This is a genomic window from Verrucomicrobiia bacterium (assembly GCA_036405135.1).
In the GTDB taxonomy this organism is placed as follows: Bacteria; Verrucomicrobiota; Verrucomicrobiia; order Limisphaerales; family JAEYXS01; genus JAEYXS01.
Map to the genome: position 1 here is coordinate 63,464 of DASWYF010000038.1, position 23,050 is coordinate 86,513.

The window sequence follows — 23,050 nt, forward strand, 5'->3', positions numbered from 1 at the left end:
CATGTCTAACGCTGCGACAACGGAAACGAAACCAGCCGCTCCTGCGCCGCCGCCGGATACGATTCGTATCAAGGTGGATGGCAAGGACATCGATGTGCCGAAGATGCTGCCTGATTGGCAGGGCAAGATGGTGCCGACCACCATGCTGCAAGCCTGCCAGATCGCTGGCGGTGAAGTGCCGCATTATTGCTACCATCCGAAGCTGCCCATCGCCGGTAATTGCCGCATGTGCCTCGTCGAGTTCGGCACGCCGATGATCGGTCCAGATCGCAAGCCCGTGCTGAACGAAGACGGCTCGCCGAAGATCGCGAAGTCCGTTCTGCCTTACGAGCCCAGCACACCGCGTGGTGCGATCGCCTGTGCGACGCCCATCTCGCCGGGCATGGAGATTTATCCGAGTTCCGCCGCTACGAAGCAGATGCGCGAGGCGGTCTTGGAATCGCTGCTCATCAATCACCCGCTAGACTGCCCGATCTGCGATCAGGCCGGTGAGTGCAAGCTGCAGGAATATTCTGTCGAACACGGTCAGGCTGCGAGCAAGTTCGTGGAACCGAAAGTGCACAAGCCGAAGGCTGTGGATCTCGGACCGCGGATCATTCTTGATGACGAACGTTGCGTGCTTTGCACTCGTTGCATCCGTTTCACGAAGGATATCGTGGGTGATGACAAGCTGGGTATCGTGAATCGTGGCAGCTACAACACGATCGCAGCGTTTCCGGGCACGAAGTTCGACAACAACTACACCCTGAACACCGTGGACATCTGTCCGGTGGGTGCATTGACCTCGAAAGATTTCCGCTTCCAGATGCGCGTGTGGTTCTTGAAGGAATTCAAGAGCGTCTGCACAAGCTGCGGCACGGGCTGCAATATCGTGGCTGGCCAGCGTGAGAACAAAGTCTATCGCTACGAGCCGCGTGAAAACGACTCGGTCAATGGACCGTGGATGTGCGATAGCGGCCGCTTGAATTACAAGTGGATCGGTCACGCTGGTCGTCTCTCGCAACTCATCAAGAAACAGGGCGGCAAGTCTGAGCGCGTTTCTTGGACGGCAGCCATCGGTGAGATTTCTGAGAAGTTGCGCAAGGCGGCGAATGGTTCCGTGGCGATCGTCGCCTCGGCGCGCCAGAGCAATGAAGAGCTTTATCTGCTGAAGAAGATCGCCACCAAGACCGGTGCGCTGACGGATTCCGTCGCGCGCAACGGGGAAGGGGACAAGTTACTGGTCAGCGCGGATAAGAACCCGAACAGCAACGGCGCACGCCTCACGGGCATCGCTGGTGCAGAACTCGGGGCAAACCTCGCGAAGATCGCGGAAAGCATCAAGAACGGTGGCATCAAGACGCTCATCGTCTTCGGTGAAGACGTGACGAAGCACGGTATCAGCGCGGACTTGCTCGCGAAGCTCGATCTGTTGGTCGTCAGCGACATCTTGCCGAACAAGACCACGGAAGCGGCGCATTACCTGTTGCCGGGTTGCGCGCATGTGGAGAAGCGCGGTTCCTTCACGAATGTGAAAGGTCGCGTGCAGAAATTTATGAAAGGTGTGGAAGCTCCGGGTGACGCGCGTGCGGAATGGGAATTCCTCCATGACCTCGTGTTCAACGTCACGGGCCAGAACGGCTTTGTGAGCATCGAAGGTCTGTTCAACCAGATGGCCAAGGAAGTGCCTGCGTTCAACGGGCTCACTTGGGCATCACTCGGTGACAAGGGCGTCACTGTTCAAATTTAGACGGAGCGAGACGCATGTTCGATTGGATCAATAATTTGTCTCCGGGTTTGCAGATCGCGGTCTGGGGCGCCATCAAGATTTTGGCGGTGCTCTTCCTCGCGGTGCTGCCGATGGTGTCGTACTACGTGATGGCGGAACGCCGCATCTCGGCGTGGATTCAAGATCGCGTGGGCCCGAACCGCGTCGGTCCTTGGGGCTTGCTGCAACCGGCGGCTGACGCTGTGAAGGCTATCTTGAAGGAAGACTTTATGCCTGGTCACGTGCGGAAGGTTTACTTCTGGCTCGCCCCAATGCTGACATTAATCCCGGCGTTCCTCGTGCTGGCGGTGATCCCGTTCGGCTCGACGCTCGGCAATCAGAAGATGGTGATCGCGGATCTGAACGTGGGCATCCTCTACACCTTCGGCATCGTGTCGCTCGGTGTGTATGGCATCGTGCTCGCGGGTTACGCGGCGAATTCCAAGTATCCGTTCCTAGGCGGTATTCGCTCCAGCGCCCAATTGGTCTCCTACGAACTCGCGATGGGTATGAGCGTGGTGCCGATCTTCATGCTGGTGGGTGACCTGAACCTGAGCAGCATCATCGGTTACCAGCAAGGTCTGCTGTTCGGTTTCCTGCCGAACTGGCTCATCTTCAAGCTGCCGTTCTGCTTCTTCATCTTTTTGATCTCGGCCTTTGCGGAAACGAACCGTCTGCCGTTCGATTTGCCTGAGTCCGAAACGGAACTCGTAGCTGGTTACAATACGGAATACAGCTCCATGAAGTTCGCAATGTTCTTCATGGGTGAGTATACGAATATGATCGCGGCCTCCGCGATGATGGTGACGCTGTTCTTCGGTGGCTGGACGCTGCCATTCGCAGGCTTGGATCAGCCGGCTACCACGATCATGGGTGGCTTGATCCACATCGGAATTTTTGTCGGTAAGATGTTGTTCTTCATGGTGCTGTTCATCTGGGTGCGCTGGATGCTTCCACGCTTCCGTTATGACCAGCTCATGGACTTGGGCTGGCGCCGGTTTGTGCCATTCGCCCTCGCGAACATCCTTTTCTACGCCGTTGTTTTGTGGGCCATGAACTCCTGATGGAGTGATGCAGTAACCATCAGAAATCAATCAGCCATATGATCGTCAAACGCCCAGAATTAAGTTGGTGGGAACGGATTTACCTTCCGGCCCTGATGAGCGGCTTCAAGGTGACTGGCAAACATTTCTATCGCACGGTCTTCCAGCGGAAGTCCGTGACGATGCAGTATCCCGAGCAGAAGTGGACCGTGCCAGCGGGTTACCGTGGTGCGCCTTATCTGGTGAAAGATGAGGATGACAACACCAAGTGCGTCTCCTGCCAGTTGTGCGAATTCATCTGCCCGCCGAAGGCCATCAAGATCACGCCTCCAGGACCGAGCGGCGAAGTGGCCGACCGTGAGAACGCGGAGAAGATGCCGAAGGAATTCGAGATCAACATGCTCCGGTGCATCTTCTGCGGTTTCTGCCAGGAAGTCTGCCCCGAAGAGGCGATCTTCCTGCAAAAAGATTACTCCCTCACCGGCCTTAGCCGGGGAGAGATGGTTTATAACAAAGAGAAGCTGCTGTCCTTGGGCGGAACCCACCGCGGTGTGAAGAAGTGGGAGCACAAGCAGAAGGAAGCCGAGGAACAGGAATCGTTCCCGGTGGTGAAGAAAAATTAGGCCGGACGATCCATGCAAGACATCTTCTTTTACATCTTTGCCTTCCTGACACTGCTCTGCGGTTTCATGGTGGTGGCGAATCCGTTCAGCCGGAACCCGGTGACGAGCGCCATGTTCCTCGTGCTGACCATCGCTTCGATGGCCGGTCTGTTCGTGCTGTTGAACGCCTTCTTCCTGGCGGCGGTGCAAGTGCTGGTTTACGCGGGCGCGGTGATGGTGCTGTTCCTGTTCGTCATCATGTTGCTCGACCTGAAAGAAGAGGAACGTCGCAAGTTCAACAAGTTCGGCATCGCGGCGGCAATCATCGGTGTGGGTTCGATCGCGGCTATCCTGGTGAAGACGTTGATGGATTCCAAAGTGGGTGAAGGCTTGGCGGCTCCGACGAAGGCGGGTGAAGTGAAGGCATTGGGCGGCATCCTGTTTTCCCAATATCTGTTGCCTTTCGAAATCCTCTCACTGCTACTGCTAGTGGCGATGGTGGGCGTGATTTTGCTGAGCAAGAAGGATTTGAAATAACATGCAAGTCGGTCCTCAACATTATCTGGTGGTCAGCGCGCTCCTGTTCTGTCTGGGGCTGCTGGGCGTCATCCTGCGGCGCAACGTGCTGATCATGTATATGTCGCTGGAGCTGATGCTGAATGCGGCGAACCTCGCGCTGGTGGCGATGTCCCGCATGAATGACAACCTGAACGGGCAGGTGATGGTGTTCTTCATCATCACGGTGGCAGCGGCGGAAGTGGCGGTGGGCCTGGCTTTGATCGTGGCGCTGTATCGCCGACGCCAGAGCGCACATGTCGAGGATCTGACCTCGATGAAACTCTAAGGATTTTGGGACATGTTTGATAAAGTTGAAAATACTGCGTGGCTGATCTTGTTACTGCCGTTGATTTCGGCAGTGATCACCGGTCTGTTTACGCAGAAGAACAAGCACCTGAGCGCGCTAATCTCGATCGGTGCTTCAGCGGTGGCGTTTTTGGTGAGCCTCGTTTTCTTTTTCGGCATTTCACAACCGGACAAATACGGTGTGCCGGTTCAGCCGTGGACTTGGATTTCGGTCGGTGATCTGAAGGTGACCATCGGTCTAAAGCTGGATGATCTGGCCAAGATGATGTTGCTGGTGGTGACGGGGGTGGGCACGGCCATCCACGTTTTCTCCTACGCTTACATGCATGAAGACCGGTGCTTCTCTCGCTTCTTCTCGCACCTGAGCCTGTTCATGTTCTCGATGCTCGGCATCGTGCTGGCGGACAACCTCCTGATGATGTTCATCTTCTGGGAGTTGGTGGGTGTGTCCAGCTACCTGCTCATCGGTTTCTGGTATGAGAAACCTTCCGCGGGTGACGCGGCTAAGAAGGCTTTCTTGACGAACCGTATCGGTGACTTCGGTTTCATCCTCGGTATTTTGGCTGTTTGGTCGGCTACGGGTTATCTAGGTTTTGATGAGATTGGCAAACACCTTGAGAAGTATCCTTATGCATTGGGCGGGATGACTACGATTGCCGGTTTGCTCCTCTTCTGCGGTGCGATGGGCAAGTCCGCCCAGTTCCCGCTGCACGTCTGGTTGCCGGACGCGATGGAAGGCCCGACGCCCGTATCCGCGCTCATCCACGCAGCAACGATGGTGGCCGCCGGTGTCTACATGCTGTGCCGCGTGTTCTTCATTCTCGCGATTCCAGGTTCGGAAGCGCTGCACATCATAGCTTGGGTGGGCGGTATCACGGCCTTGCTCGCAGCGCTGATGGCGGTGCAGCAAAATGACATCAAGCGCATCCTTGCTTACTCAACGCTTTCGCAGCTTGGTTACATGGTCATGGCCGTGGGCTTGCACGCTCCAGGTGCGGCGATGTTCCACCTGACCACGCACGCGTTCTTCAAGGCGATGCTATTCCTCGGTGCAGCTTCTGTGATCCACGCGCTGCATCACGAGCAGGATATCTGGAAGATGGGCGGTTTGAAACAGAAGATGCCGATCACGTTCTGGACCTTTGCCATCGGTACTTTGGCTCTGTGCGGTGTGCCGCCGTTCAGTGGTTTTTATAGTAAGGACGAGATTTTGGCCGCCGCGGCAGATATAGCGCATCACGGAAGCATTCCGTTGTTCATCATCGCCGCCTTGGTTGCTGTGCTGACGACGTTCTACATGGGCCGCTTGTTCTTCGTGGCATTCTTGGGCAAGGCCAAATCTGAATCTGCCGATCATGCGCATGAATCTCCGGCGTTGATGACGCTGCCGTTGCAGTTCCTCGCCGTGCTAAGCGTTGTGGCGGGTGTTATTGGTATCAATAGCTTCTACGGTCATTTCTTCGGACATGAGCATCATGGTTCAGGTTTTCCGAACAATATCTTGGAACCGTTCGGTCATGCACCATTGGCCGCTTTCAGTGGTCTGGCTGCTGTAGTCGTTGGTGGTCTCGCGGCCTTTTTGCTCTACAACAACGCCACCTCGGACAAGTTCACGTCGTATTTTAAGCTCCTCTCCCGCTTGATGAGCAACCGCTTCTACTTCGATGAACTCTACACGAAGCTCATCAAGATCTCGCAAGAAGCGCTCGCGCGTTTTGCGGACGCGGTGGATCGCTGGATCATCGCGGGCTTGTTGGTGCGCGGTGTCCATGGTGGCACTGAATTGACTGGCCGCGTGCTGCGTCTGGTGCAGTCCGGCAATCTTCAAACTTACGCGTTCCTCATCGCACTTGGGGCCGCGATCGTCATGTTCCTCACTTTGGCTCGATAGACCATGTCTCTCTTAACTTTCATACTCGGTGTTCCGTTGCTGGCGGGCATATTGCTCCTGTTCTTGCCGCGCAACCTGCGGTTCCTCGCGCGCCTGATTTCATTGGGAGCGACATTTGTCTCCATGGTCATGGCTGTCGTCCTGTTCGCCAAGTTCCAGACAGGTGCAGAAACGTTCCAGTTCGTGCAGAAGGTGGCATGGATCGAATCTCTCGGTATCAGCTATCACGTGGGTGTGGATGGTATCAACGTCGGCCTCGTGCTGATGGCGGCGATTGTGGCTTTTGCAGCGACCTGCGTTTCTTGGGAGATCAAGGATCGCGAGAAGGAATTCTATGTGCTCCTGATGTTCATGAGCGGCGGTATCATCGGTGCGTTTGCGTCGCTGGACCTGTTCTTCTTCTACTTCTTCCATGAACTCGCGCTGGTGCCGACTTTCATCATGATCGGTGTCTGGGGCAAGGGGACGGAAAAGAATTACGCAGCGTTCAAGATGACGCTGTATCTCAGCTTGGGCGCGCTCATCGCGTTGCTCGGTTTGATCGTGCTCTACGTTCAGGCGGGTGCAAACACGTTTGATATCGTGGAGATCACAGCACGTCTGAAAGCGCAGCCTTTGCCTGCGGCAGTGCAGAGCATCATCTTCCCACTCTTGCTGTTCGGATTCGGCATTCTCGTTTCTCTCTGGCCGTTCCATACATGGGCGCCAATCGGTTATGGGTCTGCTCCGACGGCTACCTCCATGTTGCACGCCGGGGTGCTGAAGAAGTTCGGTCTTTACGGTCTGATCCGCGTGGCGCTGCCGTTGCTGCCGGATGCGTTGAACAGTGGCAGCATCTTTGGTCCAGGCTGGCTGGACATCCTTGTGTTCCTCTGCTTGGGCAACATCCTGTTCTGCGGTCTGGTGGCCATCCGCCAGAAGAACCTGAACTTGCTCATCGGTAATTCGAGTGTGGCGCACATGGGCTTCATCTTCTTGGGTATCGCGAGTTTGACGCTGGTGGGTATCACGGGTGCGATCGTTATCATGGTGGCGCACGGGTTGCTGGCGGCACTAACCTTTGCAGTAAGCGGTTATCTGTATCAGCAGACGCGCACGTTGGAGATCGAGAAGATGGGTGGCTTGCTCCGGGCGGTGCCGTTCATCGGTGCGGTAATGATCATGGCGATGATGGCGGGCTGCGGTCTGCCGGGCTTCGCGAATTTCGTAGGTGAGGCGATGGTGTTCTTCGGTGCGTGGAAGGCCTATCCGGTAGCCACGGCGCTGGCATGCTGGGGCGGCTTGGTGATCGGCGCGGTGTATATGCTGCGCGCCATCCGTAATATCCTGCACGGTGAACTCGTGGCGGATTTCAAGAACATTGCTGATGCGTCCAATCCTTGGCGCAAGCTGCCGTTCGTGATCTTGGTTGCGGCGTTGCTCTGGTTCGGTTTCGTGCCGGGCAGCCTGACGGAAAAAATCAAGCCGGATGCGGAGAAGATCGTGAGCATGTCCAAACCGCCAGGCAACGACAAGGAAACGACCCTTGAAGGCAATAAGAAGCACACGGCGTCCGTGCGTTAACATTTTGACTGAAGGTAGATGAATACATCTCTGATAACTTTGGAAATCGCAGTGGCCGTCATCGGCCTGCTGATCCTATTGGCGGATCTGTGGGTGCCGGCGGCGTCAAAGGTCAAGTTAGGCTATATAGCTGCGAGCCTGCTGTTTTTGGTCCTCTTCTCCAGCTTCACCGATCTGGTGGAGGGCGATGGCGTGCGTTACGCGTTCGGCGGGATGTATGTGCAGGATCAGCTGGCGCTTTATTTCAAACGCTTCTTCATTGCGGCAGCAATCATCGTATTGGTGCTGACTGTGGAATATTCGGACCGTATCAAGGCGGGCATCTCCGAATTCTATTCGCTCACTTTGTTTGCCTTGGCAGGCATGATGTTCGCGGCTTCGGCGAATGATTTCAGCCTGCTCTTCGTTTCGCTGGAATTGGTCACGGTGACGTTCTATGTGTTGACCAGCTTCCTGCGCTCTCAGACGAAGTCGCTCGAATCCGGTGTGAAGTATCTGATTCTCGGTGCGCTTTCCTCGGCTTTCATGGTGTATGGCATCGCGCTGGTGTTCGGCACGACGAACACGATGAACTTCAACGAGCTGCAGAGAATCACGAGCGGTTGGGCGGCGGCGGGCACCTTGGGTGACCATAAGCTGTTGCAGCTCGGTCTGCTGATGGTGTTCTTCGGTTTGGCATTCAAGATCGCGGCTTTCCCGATGCATGTCTGGGCTCCGGACGTGTATCAAGGTGCACCGACGCCTGCCACGGCGTTTCTGGCGGTCGGTTCCAAGGCGGCTGGTTTCGTGCTGGTATTGCGTGTGCTGTTCGGTGCTGCGCCCGCGATCGCCATCAACTGGACGGTGGTGCTGATGATCGTGGCGGCTATCACCATCCTTTACGGCAATCTTTGCGCGATCCCGCAACGCAATCTCAAGCGTCTGCTGGGTTATTCGAGCATCTCGAACGCGGGTTATATTCTCTTGGGTGTGGCGGCGGCTTCGGTGAGCGGTTCTTCGGCGGTGCTGTATTATCTCACGGGTTATCTCTTTACGGTGTTGGCCGCGTTCGGCGTATTGATCGTGGTGGTGAAGCAGGTGGATGGCGATGATATCTCCTCGCTCTCCGGCTTGAGCCAGCGTTCACCGTTCCTCGCGGCGACGATGACGATCGCGATGGTTTCCTTGGCGGGTATTCCGCCGTTGGCCGGTTTCGTCGGCAAGTTCCTGCTGGTGAAAGCGGTGGCGGAACAGGCGATCTCGAATCCGGCAGACCCGATCATGCATCCGATGGCGTTCATCGTCATCGCTGTGGCGATCGCTGGTGTGGTGATGTCGCTCTACTATTACTTCGGTGTGGTGCGTGCGATCTACTGGAGCAAGGAGAACAGCGAGACGACGCCTATCGAAGTTTCCTACCCGGTCAAAGCGATGTTGGCGACCTGTGTGGCGGCCATCCTTTACCTCGGGCTGTTCCCTGGAATTCCGCTGACAGCGGGTGAGAATGCGGTATCTGACCTGAAGCTGGATTCCTCCGTGGAAGTGAAACACAAGGTGGCGGGCCGTGTTGAGCACGCGAAGCACTAAGCGAGAGTTTTCACCGATACCAAGTTTTAGCGCCTGTTGAAAGACAGGCGCTTTTTCTTTGCTCTTATTCCGCTTCTACGACCGGATCAATGAACCGGTGGTTGGGGTTCTGTAGAACTGGAATCACCAGGAGGGGAAGCGTGCAGGTGCTTATTTTTACGGAAGGAAACCGCGGCGAGATATAAGGCCACGATGATGAGGGCCGCGCTGAAGAAGAAGGCGACGCCGGGCAAAACAAAGGGAGCATCTTTGCTGATGAAGTAGCCGAACAGGCCGGTCATGATGGGTGGCCCGATGATGCCCGTGACGCTCACGAGGCTGGTCAGGGAGCCTTGCACGCCACCTTGTTCATCAGCACCGACATTGCGGGAGATGAGGCCTTGGATAGCTGGACCAGTGACGCCGCCGAGGGAGCCAAAGACGATCACGACATAGACCATCCATCCCTTAGGCGCGAGCCCGTAGCAGAGATAAGCGATGGCGAAGATGGAGAAGCCGTAGAGGACGGTCTTCACTTCACCGAACTTCTTCACGATCACACGGGTGAGGCCGCCTTGGACGATGGCGGCCATGACGCCGACGATGGCGAGGGAGAGGCCGGTCTGCGTGGGTGTCCATTCATAGCGGTAACTGGTGTAGAGCACCCAGATGCTGGGATAGACTTGATGGGAGAGATTGAAGAGGAAGAACGATTCAGCCAGGCCGAACACCACGGGATATTTCTTCAGGGCGAGCAGTGAGCCGATGGGATTGGAAACGGCCCAACTGAATTTACGACGATTCTCTGGGGCGAGAGACTCCGGCAGGACGAAGAGGCCGTAGACCCAGTTCAACAAGTTCAGTCCGGCAGCGACGAAGAAGGGCAGGCGCAGATCGTAACCGCCCAGCACACCGCCGAGCATGGGCCCGATGATGAAACCAAGGCCGAAGGCGGCACCGATGAGGCCGAAGTTAGCCGCACGTTTCTCCGGTGGGCTGATGTCTGCGATGTAAGCGGTGGCCGCGGCGAAGTTCGCTCCAGTAATTCCAGCAATGATACGGCCCACGAAGAACCAGATCAGATTCGGTGCAAAGGCGAGGAGGAAGTAATCGAGACCGGCTCCGAACAAGGAAGCCAGAATGACGGGGCGACGGCCAAAGCGGTCGGAGAGGCTGCCGAGCAGAGGCGCGCAGAGGAACTGCATCAGGGAATAGATCGCGGCCAGCCAGCCGTAGATGTGCGTGGCTTTCTCGATGCCGCCACCGCCGAGTTCTTCCACCAGCTTGGGCAAAATGGGGATGATGAGGCCGATCCCGAGGATATCGAGAACGAGCGTCACGAAGATAAAGCCCAGCGCTGGTTTGCGTGCCGTCACAAATTGAAGGCCAGATGAAAGCGGGTCTGAGAGGTAAAGGAAAGGATGGAGTTTTGATGATAAATTCAGTGGAAAATAATGATTTATAACGATGGTTTTAGCTCTGAAATAGCTGGTGGTTTGACGGTAATTTTGATAGTTTTTTATTCACTTTCAGGAGTTCAAAAATGCCTATCTCGCTCAAGCAATTCAGGGAGTTATCTGTCAGTGTCAGGAAGAAATCTGGGATGTATTTTGGCTGTGGTGGGTGTGAGGCGATTCCGAAGATGGTGGGGTATGCGGTGACATCTGTTTTGACGAATGGTGCAGATGCCTGGAGGGGCAAACTTTCGATTTCTGTAAAGAACACTGATGTTCAACGTATCACCGTCACTTTTGATGGACTGCTTTATGATGAGTTTCTGCCACGTAAAGAGGTGGATTGGTTTGGGGTGTTAACCAGTCGCGGTTCCCACGACTGGTGGCTGGAGATCATCGCGGGTGCGAGCGTCGAATTCGCGATTGAAAGTTCCGATGGCGTAACTTGTCGCCGGATGGAAATACGGGATGAGGCAGAGATCAGTGAGGCGATCTGTGGGGGTGATGGGAGCGTTTATCTGAAGATCATATTTTCTCCGGCAGCAGATGTTTTCAAGAGGTGCGGGTACAACGAGTATTACAAGATCACCGGCTGGCTACGGGATATGAGCATGCTGCGTGCAGGCATGACGACGCGATTTGCAGCGGATGATCTGGAGGGTGAGGTGGGTTGCCATTATCGGGATGGGATGAGGAGTTATATCATGGAGGCGGATTATGCCCGCTATTCCCAGCACCCGGAGTGTCTGCATTTTGCGGCTATCGAGAAAGACATGAAGGTGGAGTGCTATCTGCGTTTCGTGCACACAGGCACGCCCTATGTTAAGAATTTTGTGAATTATTATCCGACGCAAGGCGGTTCACACCTAGAGGGTTTGGGAAAGGCCCTGCGCAAGTTGTTTCCAGATAGCACGAGGGGTTGCCGGCAGTCGCGGTTTGTCACGAATCCCGATACCGGCAAAGGAGTGGTGATTCCACGGCCGTTCATTGGGGTGATGCATCTGCAATTGGAGAACCCGCAATACCATGGTCCTACGCGAGATGTGCTCATGAGGGACGAAGTTTCGGAGTTTGTATATCGGGCAGCCGCTGAAACACTCAAAGAGCAATTGGCGATTCTCAATCCGCCGATAGATTACGAAGCGATCTACAAAACGACCATGGAGACGATTAACAAGATGACATCCGATAGTAATGATTCTTCAGGGTAATGCTAAAGCAGGCTTTCGCCAGATGTGCAGCACGGCGTAGCTGCGCCAAGGACGCCAGGGTTGGGACATCTCTTCCGCTTGCTTCGCGGTGACGCCGCCGAGGTTGTTGCGGATGGCGATGTCTTCTTTTGGAAAAGCATCGGGCCAGCGGAGGGCGCGCATGGCGATGTAGTTCGCGGTCCATTTGCCGATGCCGGGAATCTCGGTGAGGCGCTCGATGGTGGCTTCGGGACTGTGGTGATGGCTGCTATCGAGTGAGAGAGTGCCGTTCACGTGGGCTTGGGCGAGGGCGATGATGCTACGGCAACGCGCACTGACGATGCCGTGGCGGGCGATTTGATCGACGTTGGCTTTGGCGAGGTTTGCGGCTGAAGGTGTGAGGCGGTTGAGTTCGAGAAAAGGAGTGGTGATAGGTTCGCCAAACGCGGTGGCGACGCGGCCGGCGATGGTGGTGGCGGCTTTCACGGTGACTTGCTGGCCGAGGATGGCGCGAAGGCCAAGCTCGAAGCCATCGAAGGCACCGGGAACTCGGAGGCCGGGATTGGCTTTGGTCAATGGGCCAAGGAGTGAGTCGTTGGCGAAATGGTTGGTGATGAGTTCGGGGCGGGCGTTGAGATCGAAGAGATTGCGGATGCGGTTCAACAACGCGGGCAAGACGGGGGCGATTGTGTGGCTGAATTCGAGGGCGAGGGAGTGTTTGTTTGCTTGGTGCGTTATTTTGATCCAGCCGGTGGCGTCACCTATTCTGACAGTGCGGGCGTAGGCGTTTTCGGTGACGAGTTCCACGCCTTTGAGTTCACGGCCTTTGAGGAAGGCTAACATTCCGGGCCAATCGTAGGGCGGACGATAGGTGAGCAGCAGGGTAGAGGTGTCGGTGCTGGTGAGCTTGAGGGTGTCGTCAACGGCTTGCTTGCGCAGACGGGTCGGGGGCATGCCGTAGCGGGTGCTAAAGGCGTCGTTGAAACGGCGTAGGCTCGCGAAGCCGCTGGCGAAAGCGATGTCGATGATGGGGAGTTTCGTCTCGGTCAGGAGTTGCTTGGCAAGGAGCAGGCGGCGCGTGAGCAAGAGTTGAATGGGTGGCACGCCGAGTTCTTTCTGGATGATGCGGCGGATCTGACGGGAGCTGAGGTTGAATTCATTCGCAATGGATTCGAGCGCGCTGGTTTCGTCATCGTGACCTTCTTCGATGCGTTGGACGACGAGGTGGGCGATGCGTTGGGAGCCATCGACGGGGGCGTGGCCGGGAGCGAGTTCAGGGCGGCAACGGAGGCAGGGGCGGAAGCCGGCTTGCTCAGCCTCTGGCGCGGTGGAGTAGAAGCGGCAGTTCTTCTCCATGGGCGGTTTCACGGGGCAGATGGGGCGACAATAGATGTGAGTGGAGGTGACGGCCACGAAGAAGAGGCCGTCGAAACGGCGGTCGCGGGCGAGGAGCGCTTGATAAAGAGATTTGCTGTCGGTCTGCACAGGTGGAAGATAGGATAGCAGAGACGGGAAAGCTCGCCATTTTCGGACATGTGTATTTCGGTGAGTATTGGGGACGATTGGCTCGCTGGCACCCCTCACCCCGGCCCTCTCCCCTCCGAGGGGCGAGGGTGTTATGCGCTTGGACTTTCTCATCCGCTTTTCTCATCGGAAGTTCATGATACGCTTTGCATATATATTGATGTCCGAAAATGGCGAGCGGATGCGGGGCTTTCTGTTATGTTTTGGAGAATATGAAAATGCGTGAAGGAAAGACTACGGAGAATGCGGCGGAGGTGATGTCGTTTGTGAAGATGAAATCGCCGGTGGGGGAGCTGACTTTGGTGGCGAGTGACAAGGGGCTCGTGGCGATCTTGTGGGAGAATGATGATCCGAAGCGGGTGCGGTTGGGCGCGTTGAAGGAAGATAAGCAGCATCCGGTGTTGGTGGAGGTGGTGAAGCAGTTGCGGGAGTATTTTGCGGGCGAGCGGAAGAAGTTCAGTGTGAAGCTGGATTCTCGCGGGACGGAGTTTCAGCGGAAGGTTTGGGCGGCGCTGGTGACGATTCCGTTCGGCGAGACGCGGAGTTATGCGCAGATCGCGGAGCAGGTGGGGAGTCCGAAGGCGGTTCGGGCGGTGGGGGCTGCGAATGGGCGGAATCCGATCTCAATCATCGCGCCGTGTCATCGGGTGATCGGCTCGAATGGGAAGCTGACGGGGTTTGCGGGCGGGTTGGAGGCGAAGGCGTTTTTGTTGGGGTTGGAGGGACGCCAACCGCATGAAGATGCGGTGATTGAGGCGATGAAGGAAACACCGACGCCGTTGATGGAGTCGGATTTGTTGGGAGTTAGGGATTTGATCAAGAATCGTTGAGAATGAGAGTTTTACGCAACCCCTTCAGGGTTGTGGAATTTCGAACGATTACCCAGGGTAGGATTGCTCCTGCGTCGCAATCCAACCGCTGGGCTGATTGATGCAATCCCTTTGGGATTGGGGAAGAGAGCGCAGGTCTTTGCTTAGGCACCGGGTTAATTTTATGTGCGGTTGGCTGGTGGACGTTGAAGCGGCTTAAAAGCCGCGCTCCTTGGCGCGTTGTGTGTTCGGGCGAGCGCTTGCGGATTGCGAGGTTTTGAAAAAGAAAAAGCGGGCAGGAGGTCCTGCCCGCTTCTCGTTTAGATTCGTTGAGGCTGGTTAGCTCACAGCTTCAGGTTTTTATCCGTCACGGCGCCTTCGGAGGCGGTGGTGACGGCGCTGGCGTATTTGGCGAGGACGCCGTAGTTGTAGCGCGGCTTGATGCCTTTCCAGGCTTTCTTGCGCTTGGCCAGTTCTTTGGCACTGACGTCGAGGCGGAGTTCGCGGGTCTCGGCATCGATGATGATCTTGTCGCCGTTCTTCACGAGGGCGAGCGGGCCGCCGCAGTAAGCTTCTGGCGTGATGTGGCCCACGACGAAGCCGTGCGTGCCGCCGGAGAAGCGACCATCGGTGATGAGCGCGACGTCTTTGCCGAGGCCTTGGCCCATGATGGCGGACGTGGGGCCAAGCATTTCGCGCATACCGGGGCCACCTTTCGGTCCTTCGTAGCGGATGACGACGACGTCGCCCTTCTTGATCTTGAGTGCGAGGATGGCATCCATGGCGTCGTATTCGGAATTGAAGACGCGGGCTTTGCCTTCGAAGTGCAGACCTTCCTTGCCGCTGATCTTGGCCACGGCACCTTCCGGCGCGAGATTGCCACGCAGGATGACGAGGTGGCTGTCTTTCTTGATCGGGTTATCGAGCGGGCGGAAGATGGTCTGGCCAGCGGGATACGGTTTCACATTGGCGAGCGTCTCGGCCATCGTCTCACCGGTGACGGTGAGGCAATCGCCGTGGAGCAAACCGGCTTCGAGCAAGGTCTTCATGAGCGGGCGGATGCCGCCGATGGCGACGACCTCGGACATGAGGTGCTTGCCGCTGGGCTTCAAGTCCGCGAGCACGGGGACGCGTTTGCCGATGCGGGTGAAGTCATCGATGGTGAGCTTCACGCCCGCGGAGTGCGCGATGGCGAGGAGATGCAGCACGGCGTTCGTGGAACCGCCGAGGGCGATGACGACAGTGATGGAGTTCTCAAACGCCTTCTTCGTCATGATGTCGAGCGGGCGGATGCCTTTCTTCAACATGTTCACGACGGCTTCACCAGCGCGGCGGCAGTCATCCATCTTGGCGGGAGAAATGGCGTTCTGCGCGGAGCTGTTCGGCAGGCTCATGCCGAGTGCTTCGATGGCGCTGGCCATGGTGTTCGCCGTATACATGCCACCGCAGGAGCCGGGTCCGGGGATGGCGCAGGATTCGATCTGCTGGAGTTCCGCATCATCGATGCGCTTATTCGCATGGGCACCGATGGCTTCGAACACAGAGACGACGTCGAGCTTGCGCTTCTGGACGTCACCGGTGATGCAGCCGGGGAGAATGGTGCCGCCATAGACGAACACGGCCGCGCGGTTCATGCGGGCCATGGTCATGAGGCAGGCGGGCATGTTTTTATCACAACCGCCGATGGCCACGTAGCCATCCATGCCTTGGCAACCGACGACGGTTTCCACGGAGTCGGCGATGACTTCACGGGAGACGAGGGAATACTTCATGCCCTCGGAGCCCATGGAGATACCATCGGAAATGGTGATGGTGTTGAAGATGATCGCTTTGCCACCGGCAGCGTTCGCGCCTTTTTCGGCTTCGAGCGCGAGCTTGTCGATGTGCATGTTACACGGCGTAACCATGCTCCAGGTGGAAGCGATGCCGATGACGGGCTTGGAGAAATCTTCCTGCTTGAAGCCTACGGGATAGAGCATCGCGCGGCTGGCAGCGCGGTCTGGGCCATCAAGCATGAGGCTGGAATAAGGACGCAGGGTATTACCTGATTTCGGTGCGGTGGACTTCTTCGTTTTCATTAAGGTGGGTGATTTTCAACAGGAAAACAAAGGAAAGACAAGAGGGCAAACCATAGCCCCGACAAAAAAGTCGGGGTAAAAATAAACGGAATACACAGAACTGGGAAAAGCAGTGGCGTGCTATACTAAGATGTGTAGTGAAATATTGTGCCGCTCGTTTCGAAGGAATATTTGGCGCTTGGACTTTCTAATGGAATGGATTAGTTTCTGTTTATCACAGCTAACAAGGGATGCCGTGCTGGTCCCATGCCCCTAAGGAATTGCCATGGCCAAAGCGAAGATTCCGAAACACAAGGTCACCTTTGAACTGCTGGCTCCTGAAGCACGAGAGGTGAGGTTGGCGGGAGATTTCACGGATTGGGAGCGATCACCCATCGCATTGGAGAAAAAGAAGGATGGCAAATGGCAGATGGAAATATCCCTGCCTTGCGGGATGTATGAATACCGTTATGTGGTGGATGGACAATGGGTAACGGATCCGCAAGCTAACATGCGTCACCTCAATGCGTTCGGCACGGAGAACTCGGTGCTGATGGTGGCGATGGACCATCCGGCTGTGTAAAGAGATGAAAGGGTTTTATTTTGGCTTCTTGATGGCAAAATTTGTGGTTTTAGCGATTGGTGGGGCTTGTTATTTGCGTCCTAGAGCCGAAGAGTCTAATCTGCCTAGCACTAGTGAATCATAACAGAGTGCCATCAAGTCGTTGGGATGATGTCCTCAAGATTTTTGCGTTTTCGCTGATCTATTTTTCGGTCGCGCGACTTACGTTGCTGCTGACCGCGCCCGAGACACACGCCAGCCCGATCTATCTGCCCGCCGGTATTGCGTTCAGCTGCCTGCTCATTTTTGGCAAGCGCCTGTGGCCGGGTGTGTTTTTAGGAGCGATGGGATCGAACCTCGTGGCGTTCATGGAGACTGGCAGTGGTGCGCTTTTTCAGAACATACTGTCGGCTTCAATCAATGGTTTGGGCAGCAGTGCGGAAGCGGTGGTGGGGGTGATATTGATCCGGCGCATCTGCAAGGATCATTTCCTGCCGCAGACGCCGAAACAGTTGGCGGGGTTCATAGGTGCGGTGGCGTTTGCGTGCAGTATCAGTGCGTTGGTGGGAACGATCTCCACGAAACTGGTTTGGGGTGGTGAATTTTACTGGCTGGAGTTCGCGACGATCTGGTGGGGTGGTGATTCATGGGGCGTGATGATCGTGCTGCCGTTGGTCGCGTCGCTGGCCAGTTCGCGGCCTTTGATGGAGACATACACACTCAGGGTGTTTGCCAGCCAAGTCGTGATCTTGACGGCTTTGTCTGCCTTCTATGCTTATGAGGGCACTCCCATCTCCATGGCGGCAGCCCTGATCATGTTGGTCTTACTAGCGTGCAGTCCATTGTGGATGGATCTGCGTTGGTGCACGCTGCATATCGCAGTGATCTCCGTGTGGTTGATTTTGGGAGCGGTAGATGCCCCATTGGCTTTGGTGGGCAAGCATCTAGAGCAAAGCATCCTGAAGGTGCAGCTCTTCACCATAGGGACGAGTGTGGGGTGTCTGGCGATCTACACAGTTCTGCGCAAGGCGACGAAGGGAGATGATGAGGTGGGATTGTGGAGGCCGGCGGAACAGCCATTTCGTGTGGCGTTGCGGCTGACCACAGCGGGATTGGTGCTGGTGATCGGACTTTCCATCTATCTGACGGTGGGTGAGAAGGCGAAGGCGCGCCAAGGGTTGTTGCAGCAAACGGAGCGATTCCGGGATCGAATAGCCTTCGCTCTTACGGAAGCCCACTCAGCGCATCGCCGAATGGCTTCCCGCTGGACGGCAATGCGGGGTACGCCGGAGATATACTGGCGTCTCGATGCGCTGAATCATTACAAGGACATGCCTTATGTAAAAGTGATCGAATGGGTGGATGCGGAGAGTGTGGTTCAATGGGTGGAGCCGCTGTCCGGGAATGAACGTGTGCAGGGGTTAAATCTACAGGCGGAAGAAAAACGGCGTAATGTGATCCATGACACACGCAACCGGGAGACGACCACGGTTTCTGATGTGGTAGATCTGGTGCAGGGGGGGAAAGGATTTCTGATTTATGAACCGGTGAAAAGAGGTGGCACATTTGATGGCTTCATCGGATTTGTCTTCGACTGGGATGGGCTGATGAAGACATTGACACATCCGGCATTTCTCTCGGATTTCCGGCTGGCAGTGAATGAGAAGGGAGTGACTGTTTTTGAGAGCAAGGCGGAGCCTGGGCGGTTGGTGGGACGTTGGAAAACAAGTGTGCCTTTGACGCTGGCCAACCAGACCTGGCAGATCGAACTGACACCGCTGCATCAGCGTTTGGTGCTGACGGCGTGGCGAAGTTCCTTGTTCGTGTTGTTGATCGGCGGGGCATTCTCAGTGCTGACGGGCATCCTTGCTTACTTCGCGCGGCGTTCTTCGGAAGAGGAAGCGAGGGCGCTGCTGGCATCGCGGGCGAAAGATGAGTTCCTCGCGATCATGAGTCATGAGATCCGCACGCCGATGAACGGGGTCATCGGTATGACGGGATTGTTGCTCGATTCGTCTTTGACGCCACAGCAAAGGCAGCATGCGGAACTGGTCCGGTCGAGTGGTGAGAACTTGCTGGGCATCATCAATGACATTTTGGATTTCTCCAAAGTGGAGGCAGGCAAGCTGGATCTGGAGAGCATCGATTTCGACCTGCGAAACATGTTGGAGGAAGTGGCTGAGTTGATGGCAGTGAAAGCACAGGAGAGGAATGTGGAATTGATCTGTGATGTGGATCCGTTTCTGCCGGTGAATTTCAGAGGTGATCCGGGACGATTGCGACAGGTCATCATCAACTTGGTGAGCAATGCGGTGAAGTTCACTTCTGCGGGTGAGGTGATTCTGAAAGCGCGCGTCAGTCCTGGCGAGAACGAACAGACTCTATTACGTGTGGAGGTAAAGGATACCGGCATCGGCATTTCTCAAGAGAAGCTGGCCAACTTATTCACTCCATTCACGCAGGCGGATGCTTCCACTACTCGTCGCTATGGTGGGACGGGATTGGGGCTGTCCATCGTGAAGCGGTTGGTAGAGCTGATGGATGGCGAGGTGGGTGTGGAAAGCACCGAAGGCGTTGGTTCGACATTCTGGTTCAGTGTGGAATTACAGCCAGGTTCGCAGACTACGCGGAAGGTGAAGTTTGAAACGCTGTTCGAGGGGCGGAGAGCGCTAGTGGTGGCGCGCTATGGAGCGCAGAGGACTTTCCTGGAAGGGTTGCTGACGGCGTGGGGCTTTACGGTAGTGACGGCGTTAAATGGGAAGCTGGCGCTGCAGCTCATTCGCACGGCAAAGACGGAGAGGAAACCATACGATCTTTTGCTGGTGGATGGCGATCTGGAAGACACATCGGCTGTGCAACTGGCCAAGGCAGCGAAACGCGAAGAAGATGGAGCGAGCACGGACATCATCGCACTGATCACGAACAAACAGAAGACACAGGTGGAGTCGCTGATCGGAGAGGTATTCTGCGATTCATTGAGCAAGCCGGTGAAGCAATTACCGCTGTATGCGTCACTGGTTTGTCTCTATCGTCCGGACCTTGAAGCATCTTCCACCGAACTGGTGAAGGTGATGGAAGAGAGCAAACTGAAGACGGCGGGACAGCGTCTGCGGGTGCTGGTGGCGGATGACAATGTGGCGAACCAGATGGTGGCGCAGGCGATTTTGGAACGGTTGGGGCATCGATCCGATGTGGCGGCGAACGGGCGTGAAGCGGTGGAGGCGCTGAAGGTGATCCCGTATGATCTGGTGCTGATGGATTGTCAGATGCCGGACGTGGATGGGTATGAGGCGACACAGATGGTCAGGGCCAAAGGGACTGGTGTGTTGAATCCGGACATCGTCATCATCGCGCTGACAGCGAATGTCACCGGGGGAAATCGTGAACGATGCCTAAATGCAGGGATGAACGATTTTCTATCAAAGCCCATCCATCCGCAGCAGCTTGCAGAAGTCCTTCAGCGGTGGCACAAAGGTGACGGTAAAGCTATGGAATCGACCGCTATGACGCCCGCACCAGCACCCGATGATAGTGTATTGTGGGATGAGGTGGAGCTGCGCGAGCGCTATGGAGATGACGATCTGCTGATCAAAGAAATTCTCGCGGCCTACATTCAGGATGTGCCGGAACGGTTGCAAGAGTTGCGCGTTGCGTTTGCAGCGAACGATGCAGGGAATGCGGAACGGTTGGCGCACATGCTCAAAGGTTCCTCGGCGACGATCGGCAGCCCGGCGCTGATGACGGTCGCGAAACAGATGGAACACTTGATCGTCGAGAAAAACATGACGGATGCGGAGGCGATGATTCCGTTGATGGAGGAGAAGTTTTTAGGTTTGAAGAAACTGACGAGGGAAAAGCTTGGAGAATAGTAGTTTTGAGCGGAGCCGGCATAGCTGGCGTATCCGCCGCTTGGCTGATCGCGCTCCAACGAAAAAGGCCGGAGCATTTTTGCTCCGGCCTTGAGTAGAGTATGTCAGTGGATGGTTACCACTTGAGCGCTTGCAGACGGCGAGCGACTTCTTCCGCGTTCGCGCGGCTGTTGAAGGACGAGATGCGGAAATAGCCTTCGCCCTTGGAGCCGAAGCCGCTGCCCGGGGTGATGACTACGTTGGCTTCGTTCAGGATCTTATCGAAGGCTTGCCAGCTCGTGTAGCCCTTCGGCGTGCCTGCCCAGATGTAAGGTGCGTTCACACCGCCGTAAACTGGCAGACCGGCTTTCTCGGCAGCTGCGCGCAGGATCTTCGCATTGCCCATGTAGTGCTCAATGAGCGCTTTCACCTCTGCTTTGCCTTCCGGCGTGTAGAGGGCTTCGGCAGCGCGCTGGATGATGTAGCTCACGCCGTTGAACTTGGTGCTCATGCGGCGGTTCCAGAGCGGGTGCAGGGGCTTGTATTCACCCGAAGCTGTGGCAGCAAGCAAGGTCTTCGGAACCACGGTGAACGCGCAACGTGTGCCGGTGAAACCACCGTTCTTCGAGAAGCTGCGGAACTCGATGGCGCATTCGCGCGCACCGGGGATCTCGTAGATGGAGTGCGGCAGGGACGGGTCGGAGATGTACGCCTCGTAGGCGGCATCATAAAGGATGATGGCCTTGTTCGCCAAAGCATACTTCACCCACGCTTCGAGCTGGGCCTTGGTGGCGACTGCGCCGGTCGGGTTATTCGGCGAGCAGAGGTAGATGACGTCCGCTTTTTCCTTCGGCGGCTCAGGCACGAAACCGTTCTGCGGTGTACAGGGCAGGTAGATGATGCCAGCGTAAGCGCCGGATTCATCGGCATCACCGGTGTGACCGGCCATCACGTTCGTATCCACGTAGACGGGATATACGGGGTCAGAGATGGCGAGCTTGTTGTTGTGGCCGAGGACGTCAAGGATGCCGCCGCAATCGCACTTGGAACCGTCCGAAACGAACACTTCGTCATCGGCGACATCGAGACCGTGATCACGATAATCGTTCTGGGCGATGGCCTTGCGCAGAAATTCATAGCCTTGCTCAGGACCATAGCCACGAAAAGTGGAGCGGTTGGCCATCTCGTCCACGGAAGCATGGAGTGCCTTCACCACAGAAGGAGGTAAGGGCTCGGTGACGTCGCCGATGCCGCAACGGATGAGGCGCTTGGCGGCTTCCGCATTGCCATCGGTAAAGACTTTCACGCGACGGGCGATCTCGGGGAACAGATAGCCAGCCTTCAGTTTCAAATAGTTGTCATTCAGATATGCCATAACGAATCGCTTTCAAAACCAAACAATTAAGCCGCGCAGGATAGGGAACGGGAGCAAGGGACGCAAGAGCGGGAGAGACTTGGGAAAATGACAAATGACGGAAATCCGAATGACGAAGGAATGAGCAATTCCCAAGGCGAACTACTGTTTCAGCAGACGTTTGCCGATGTGGTAGGCTAACAAAGCGCCGATCACGGGAAGTATGATGCCGTAAGCACTAGTGAAGTTTTCAGGTAAATCCTCACTTAGGGCGGTCGCTCCCATTGTCCAAGCGGTATACAAAAAGAAGCAGCTGCAGGCCAGGAAGTGGCGATCTGCAGGCCAATTCACGCCAGTGGCTAAAGGATGAATCTCGCGATCAGAGGTCCATTTGGCTTCCAGCTTGCGATAAGTCCAAAACACCACGGGTGTCCAAAAGAGAACGAATATCACCATGGTGGTGGGGAAAAATGTTTCCGGCAGTAGCGACACAACACCTGTGGACAAGATGATGATGATCCAAAAAATGCAGATGAGCATGATGATCCGGTCCGTCTTACCATCTGGGCGACGTAGGACACGTGTGGTCCAACGCGCACAAAAGGCGGCAAAACCGGTCAGTAACAATTTGGAAAGGATGATGTCATCCCAACCTTTCTCATCTGACGGGGTCCATTCTCCATCAAACATTCCTGTTAAAATGGCTGCCCAAACCATGAATACGGCAAACGCCGTCAGGACGCGGATGAGATTGCGTGGCGGCAAGGCCGGATCGACTGGCTGGGCGGATTCCACTTTCCATTTAGAGTGTTGTGAGCCGGGCGGCATGACAACAATAAAGGATTTTGTGATTCAGAATCAGTAGCAAACCACAGAGCTGAGCCAAGCGTACAAAAGGAGATGAATGGCGCGTGAAAGAACGCGCGTGGCGGTTTTCTTGATTTTGATTTAAGCGGTTGAGCGGTTGTTTTTAAGGTCAACGGGGGCCTGTGCTATC

Annotated in this window: 17 protein-coding genes; 12 read left to right on the top strand and 5 right to left on the bottom strand. The window is 56.0% G+C overall.

All coding sequences use genetic code 11. From position 1 onward, the window contains the following. The first annotated feature begins 1 nt into the window (after position 1). Genes VGH19_18845 through VGH19_18880 form a run of 8 tightly spaced genes read left to right on the top strand, consistent with a single transcriptional unit; the run spans position 2 to position 9,276 of the window. Positions 2 to 1,729, top strand: a complete 1,728-nt coding sequence (locus tag VGH19_18845) for a molybdopterin-dependent oxidoreductase (GenBank protein ID HEY1173433.1) — start codon at positions 2 to 4, stop codon at positions 1,727 to 1,729. Between the two features lie 14 nt (positions 1,730 to 1,743). Then, complete coding sequence (gene nuoH, locus VGH19_18850; GenBank protein HEY1173434.1) at positions 1,744 to 2,811, top strand: NADH-quinone oxidoreductase subunit NuoH; 1,068 nt, start codon at positions 1,744 to 1,746, stop codon at positions 2,809 to 2,811. A gap of 38 nt (positions 2,812 to 2,849) precedes the next feature. After that, positions 2,850 to 3,413: an NADH-quinone oxidoreductase subunit I gene (locus tag VGH19_18855; GenBank protein ID HEY1173435.1), complete on the top strand. Its 564-nt coding sequence runs from the start codon at positions 2,850 to 2,852 to the stop codon at positions 3,411 to 3,413. Positions 3,414 to 3,425: 12 nt separating this feature from the next. Then, positions 3,426 to 3,929 carry an NADH-quinone oxidoreductase subunit J gene (locus VGH19_18860; protein ID HEY1173436.1) on the top strand — a complete coding sequence of 168 codons (504 nt, stop codon included), beginning with the start codon at positions 3,426 to 3,428 and terminating at the stop codon, positions 3,927 to 3,929. A 1-nt stretch (position 3,930) separates the two neighbouring features. Continuing rightward, positions 3,931 to 4,236: an NADH-quinone oxidoreductase subunit NuoK gene (gene nuoK, locus VGH19_18865; GenBank protein HEY1173437.1), complete on the top strand. Its 306-nt coding sequence runs from the start codon at positions 3,931 to 3,933 to the stop codon at positions 4,234 to 4,236. A gap of 12 nt (positions 4,237 to 4,248) precedes the next feature. After that, positions 4,249 to 6,147: an NADH-quinone oxidoreductase subunit L gene (gene nuoL / locus VGH19_18870; protein HEY1173438.1), complete on the top strand. Its 1,899-nt coding sequence runs from the start codon at positions 4,249 to 4,251 to the stop codon at positions 6,145 to 6,147. A gap of 3 nt (positions 6,148 to 6,150) precedes the next feature. After that, positions 6,151 to 7,710 (top strand): NADH-quinone oxidoreductase subunit M, encoded by a 1,560-nt coding sequence (locus tag VGH19_18875; GenBank protein HEY1173439.1) that lies wholly within the window; start codon positions 6,151 to 6,153, stop codon positions 7,708 to 7,710. Positions 7,711 to 7,728: 18 nt separating this feature from the next. Beyond that, positions 7,729 to 9,276 (top strand): NADH-quinone oxidoreductase subunit N, encoded by a 1,548-nt coding sequence (locus tag VGH19_18880; protein ID HEY1173440.1) that lies wholly within the window; start codon positions 7,729 to 7,731, stop codon positions 9,274 to 9,276. Positions 9,277 to 9,362: 86 nt separating this feature from the next. Here the strand turns inward: VGH19_18880 and VGH19_18885 are convergent, their stop codons facing one another. Further along, positions 9,363 to 10,631 carry a TCR/Tet family MFS transporter gene (locus VGH19_18885; GenBank protein ID HEY1173441.1) on the bottom strand — a complete coding sequence of 423 codons (1,269 nt, stop codon included), beginning with the start codon at positions 10,629 to 10,631 and terminating at the stop codon, positions 9,363 to 9,365. 227 nt (positions 10,632 to 10,858) lie between these two features. Here VGH19_18885 and VGH19_18890 point away from each other — a divergent pair, with 227 nt between their 5' ends. Further along, positions 10,859 to 11,920: a hypothetical protein gene (locus tag VGH19_18890; GenBank protein ID HEY1173442.1), complete on the top strand. Its 1,062-nt coding sequence runs from the start codon at positions 10,859 to 10,861 to the stop codon at positions 11,918 to 11,920. Here the strand turns inward: VGH19_18890 and alkA are convergent. Then, complete coding sequence (gene alkA / locus VGH19_18895) at positions 11,912 to 13,384, bottom strand: DNA-3-methyladenine glycosylase 2 (protein HEY1173443.1); 1,473 nt, start codon at positions 13,382 to 13,384, stop codon at positions 11,912 to 11,914. The genes VGH19_18890 and alkA overlap by 9 nt on opposite strands. Before the next feature lie 296 nt (positions 13,385 to 13,680). Between alkA and VGH19_18900 the strand changes: the two genes are divergently transcribed. Then, complete coding sequence (locus VGH19_18900; GenBank protein ID HEY1173444.1) at positions 13,681 to 14,253, top strand: methylated-DNA--[protein]-cysteine S-methyltransferase; 573 nt, start codon at positions 13,681 to 13,683, stop codon at positions 14,251 to 14,253. Positions 14,254 to 14,576: 323 nt separating this feature from the next. Here the strand turns inward: VGH19_18900 and ilvD are convergent, their stop codons facing one another. After that, complete coding sequence (ilvD, locus tag VGH19_18905; protein ID HEY1173445.1) at positions 14,577 to 16,310, bottom strand: dihydroxy-acid dehydratase; 1,734 nt, start codon at positions 16,308 to 16,310, stop codon at positions 14,577 to 14,579. A gap of 265 nt (positions 16,311 to 16,575) precedes the next feature. Between ilvD and VGH19_18910 the strand changes: the two genes are divergently transcribed. Further along, positions 16,576 to 16,872 (top strand): isoamylase early set domain-containing protein, encoded by a 297-nt coding sequence (locus VGH19_18910; GenBank protein ID HEY1173446.1) that lies wholly within the window; start codon positions 16,576 to 16,578, stop codon positions 16,870 to 16,872. 128 nt (positions 16,873 to 17,000) lie between these two features. Then, the gene (locus tag VGH19_18915) at positions 17,001 to 20,720 is read left to right on the top strand and encodes a response regulator (GenBank protein ID HEY1173447.1); all 3,720 of its coding nucleotides are present in this window, start codon (positions 17,001 to 17,003) and stop codon (positions 20,718 to 20,720) included. A gap of 115 nt (positions 20,721 to 20,835) precedes the next feature. On the opposite strand, the gene VGH19_18920 is transcribed toward VGH19_18915, so the two are convergent. Both VGH19_18920 and VGH19_18925 read right to left on the bottom strand, forming a co-directional pair. After that, a complete protein-coding gene (locus VGH19_18920) occupies positions 20,836 to 22,074 on the bottom strand; it encodes an LL-diaminopimelate aminotransferase (GenBank protein HEY1173448.1) in 1,239 nt (412 codons plus the stop codon). 141 nt (positions 22,075 to 22,215) lie between these two features. Beyond that, positions 22,216 to 22,881 carry a hypothetical protein gene (locus tag VGH19_18925; protein ID HEY1173449.1) on the bottom strand — a complete coding sequence of 222 codons (666 nt, stop codon included), beginning with the start codon at positions 22,879 to 22,881 and terminating at the stop codon, positions 22,216 to 22,218. Positions 22,882 to 23,050 lie beyond the last annotated feature (169 nt).

What these genes read in the sequence shown, in the direction of transcription:
- VGH19_18845 (HEY1173433.1), top strand. Translation starts at nt 2, where the DNA reads ATGTCTAACGCTGCGACAACGGAAACGAAACCAGCCGCTCCTGCGCCG.
- nuoH (HEY1173434.1), top strand. Translation starts at nt 1,744, where the DNA reads ATGTTCGATTGGATCAATAATTTGTCTCCGGGTTTGCAGATCGCGGTC.
- VGH19_18855 (HEY1173435.1), top strand. Translation starts at nt 2,850, where the DNA reads ATGATCGTCAAACGCCCAGAATTAAGTTGGTGGGAACGGATTTACCTT.
- VGH19_18860 (HEY1173436.1), top strand. Translation starts at nt 3,426, where the DNA reads ATGCAAGACATCTTCTTTTACATCTTTGCCTTCCTGACACTGCTCTGC.
- nuoK (HEY1173437.1), top strand. Translation starts at nt 3,931, where the DNA reads ATGCAAGTCGGTCCTCAACATTATCTGGTGGTCAGCGCGCTCCTGTTC.
- nuoL (HEY1173438.1), top strand. Translation starts at nt 4,249, where the DNA reads ATGTTTGATAAAGTTGAAAATACTGCGTGGCTGATCTTGTTACTGCCG.
- VGH19_18875 (HEY1173439.1), top strand. Translation starts at nt 6,151, where the DNA reads ATGTCTCTCTTAACTTTCATACTCGGTGTTCCGTTGCTGGCGGGCATA.
- VGH19_18880 (HEY1173440.1), top strand. Translation starts at nt 7,729, where the DNA reads ATGAATACATCTCTGATAACTTTGGAAATCGCAGTGGCCGTCATCGGC.
- VGH19_18890 (HEY1173442.1), top strand. Translation starts at nt 10,859, where the DNA reads ATGTATTTTGGCTGTGGTGGGTGTGAGGCGATTCCGAAGATGGTGGGG.
- VGH19_18900 (HEY1173444.1), top strand. Translation starts at nt 13,681, where the DNA reads ATGTCGTTTGTGAAGATGAAATCGCCGGTGGGGGAGCTGACTTTGGTG.
- ilvD (HEY1173445.1), bottom strand. Translation starts at nt 16,310, where the DNA reads ATGAAAACGAAGAAGTCCACCGCACCGAAATCAGGTAATACCCTGCGT.
- VGH19_18910 (HEY1173446.1), top strand. Translation starts at nt 16,576, where the DNA reads ATGGCCAAAGCGAAGATTCCGAAACACAAGGTCACCTTTGAACTGCTG.
- VGH19_18920 (HEY1173448.1), bottom strand. Translation starts at nt 22,074, where the DNA reads ATGGCATATCTGAATGACAACTATTTGAAACTGAAGGCTGGCTATCTG.
- VGH19_18925 (HEY1173449.1), bottom strand. Translation starts at nt 22,881, where the DNA reads ATGCCGCCCGGCTCACAACACTCTAAATGGAAAGTGGAATCCGCCCAG.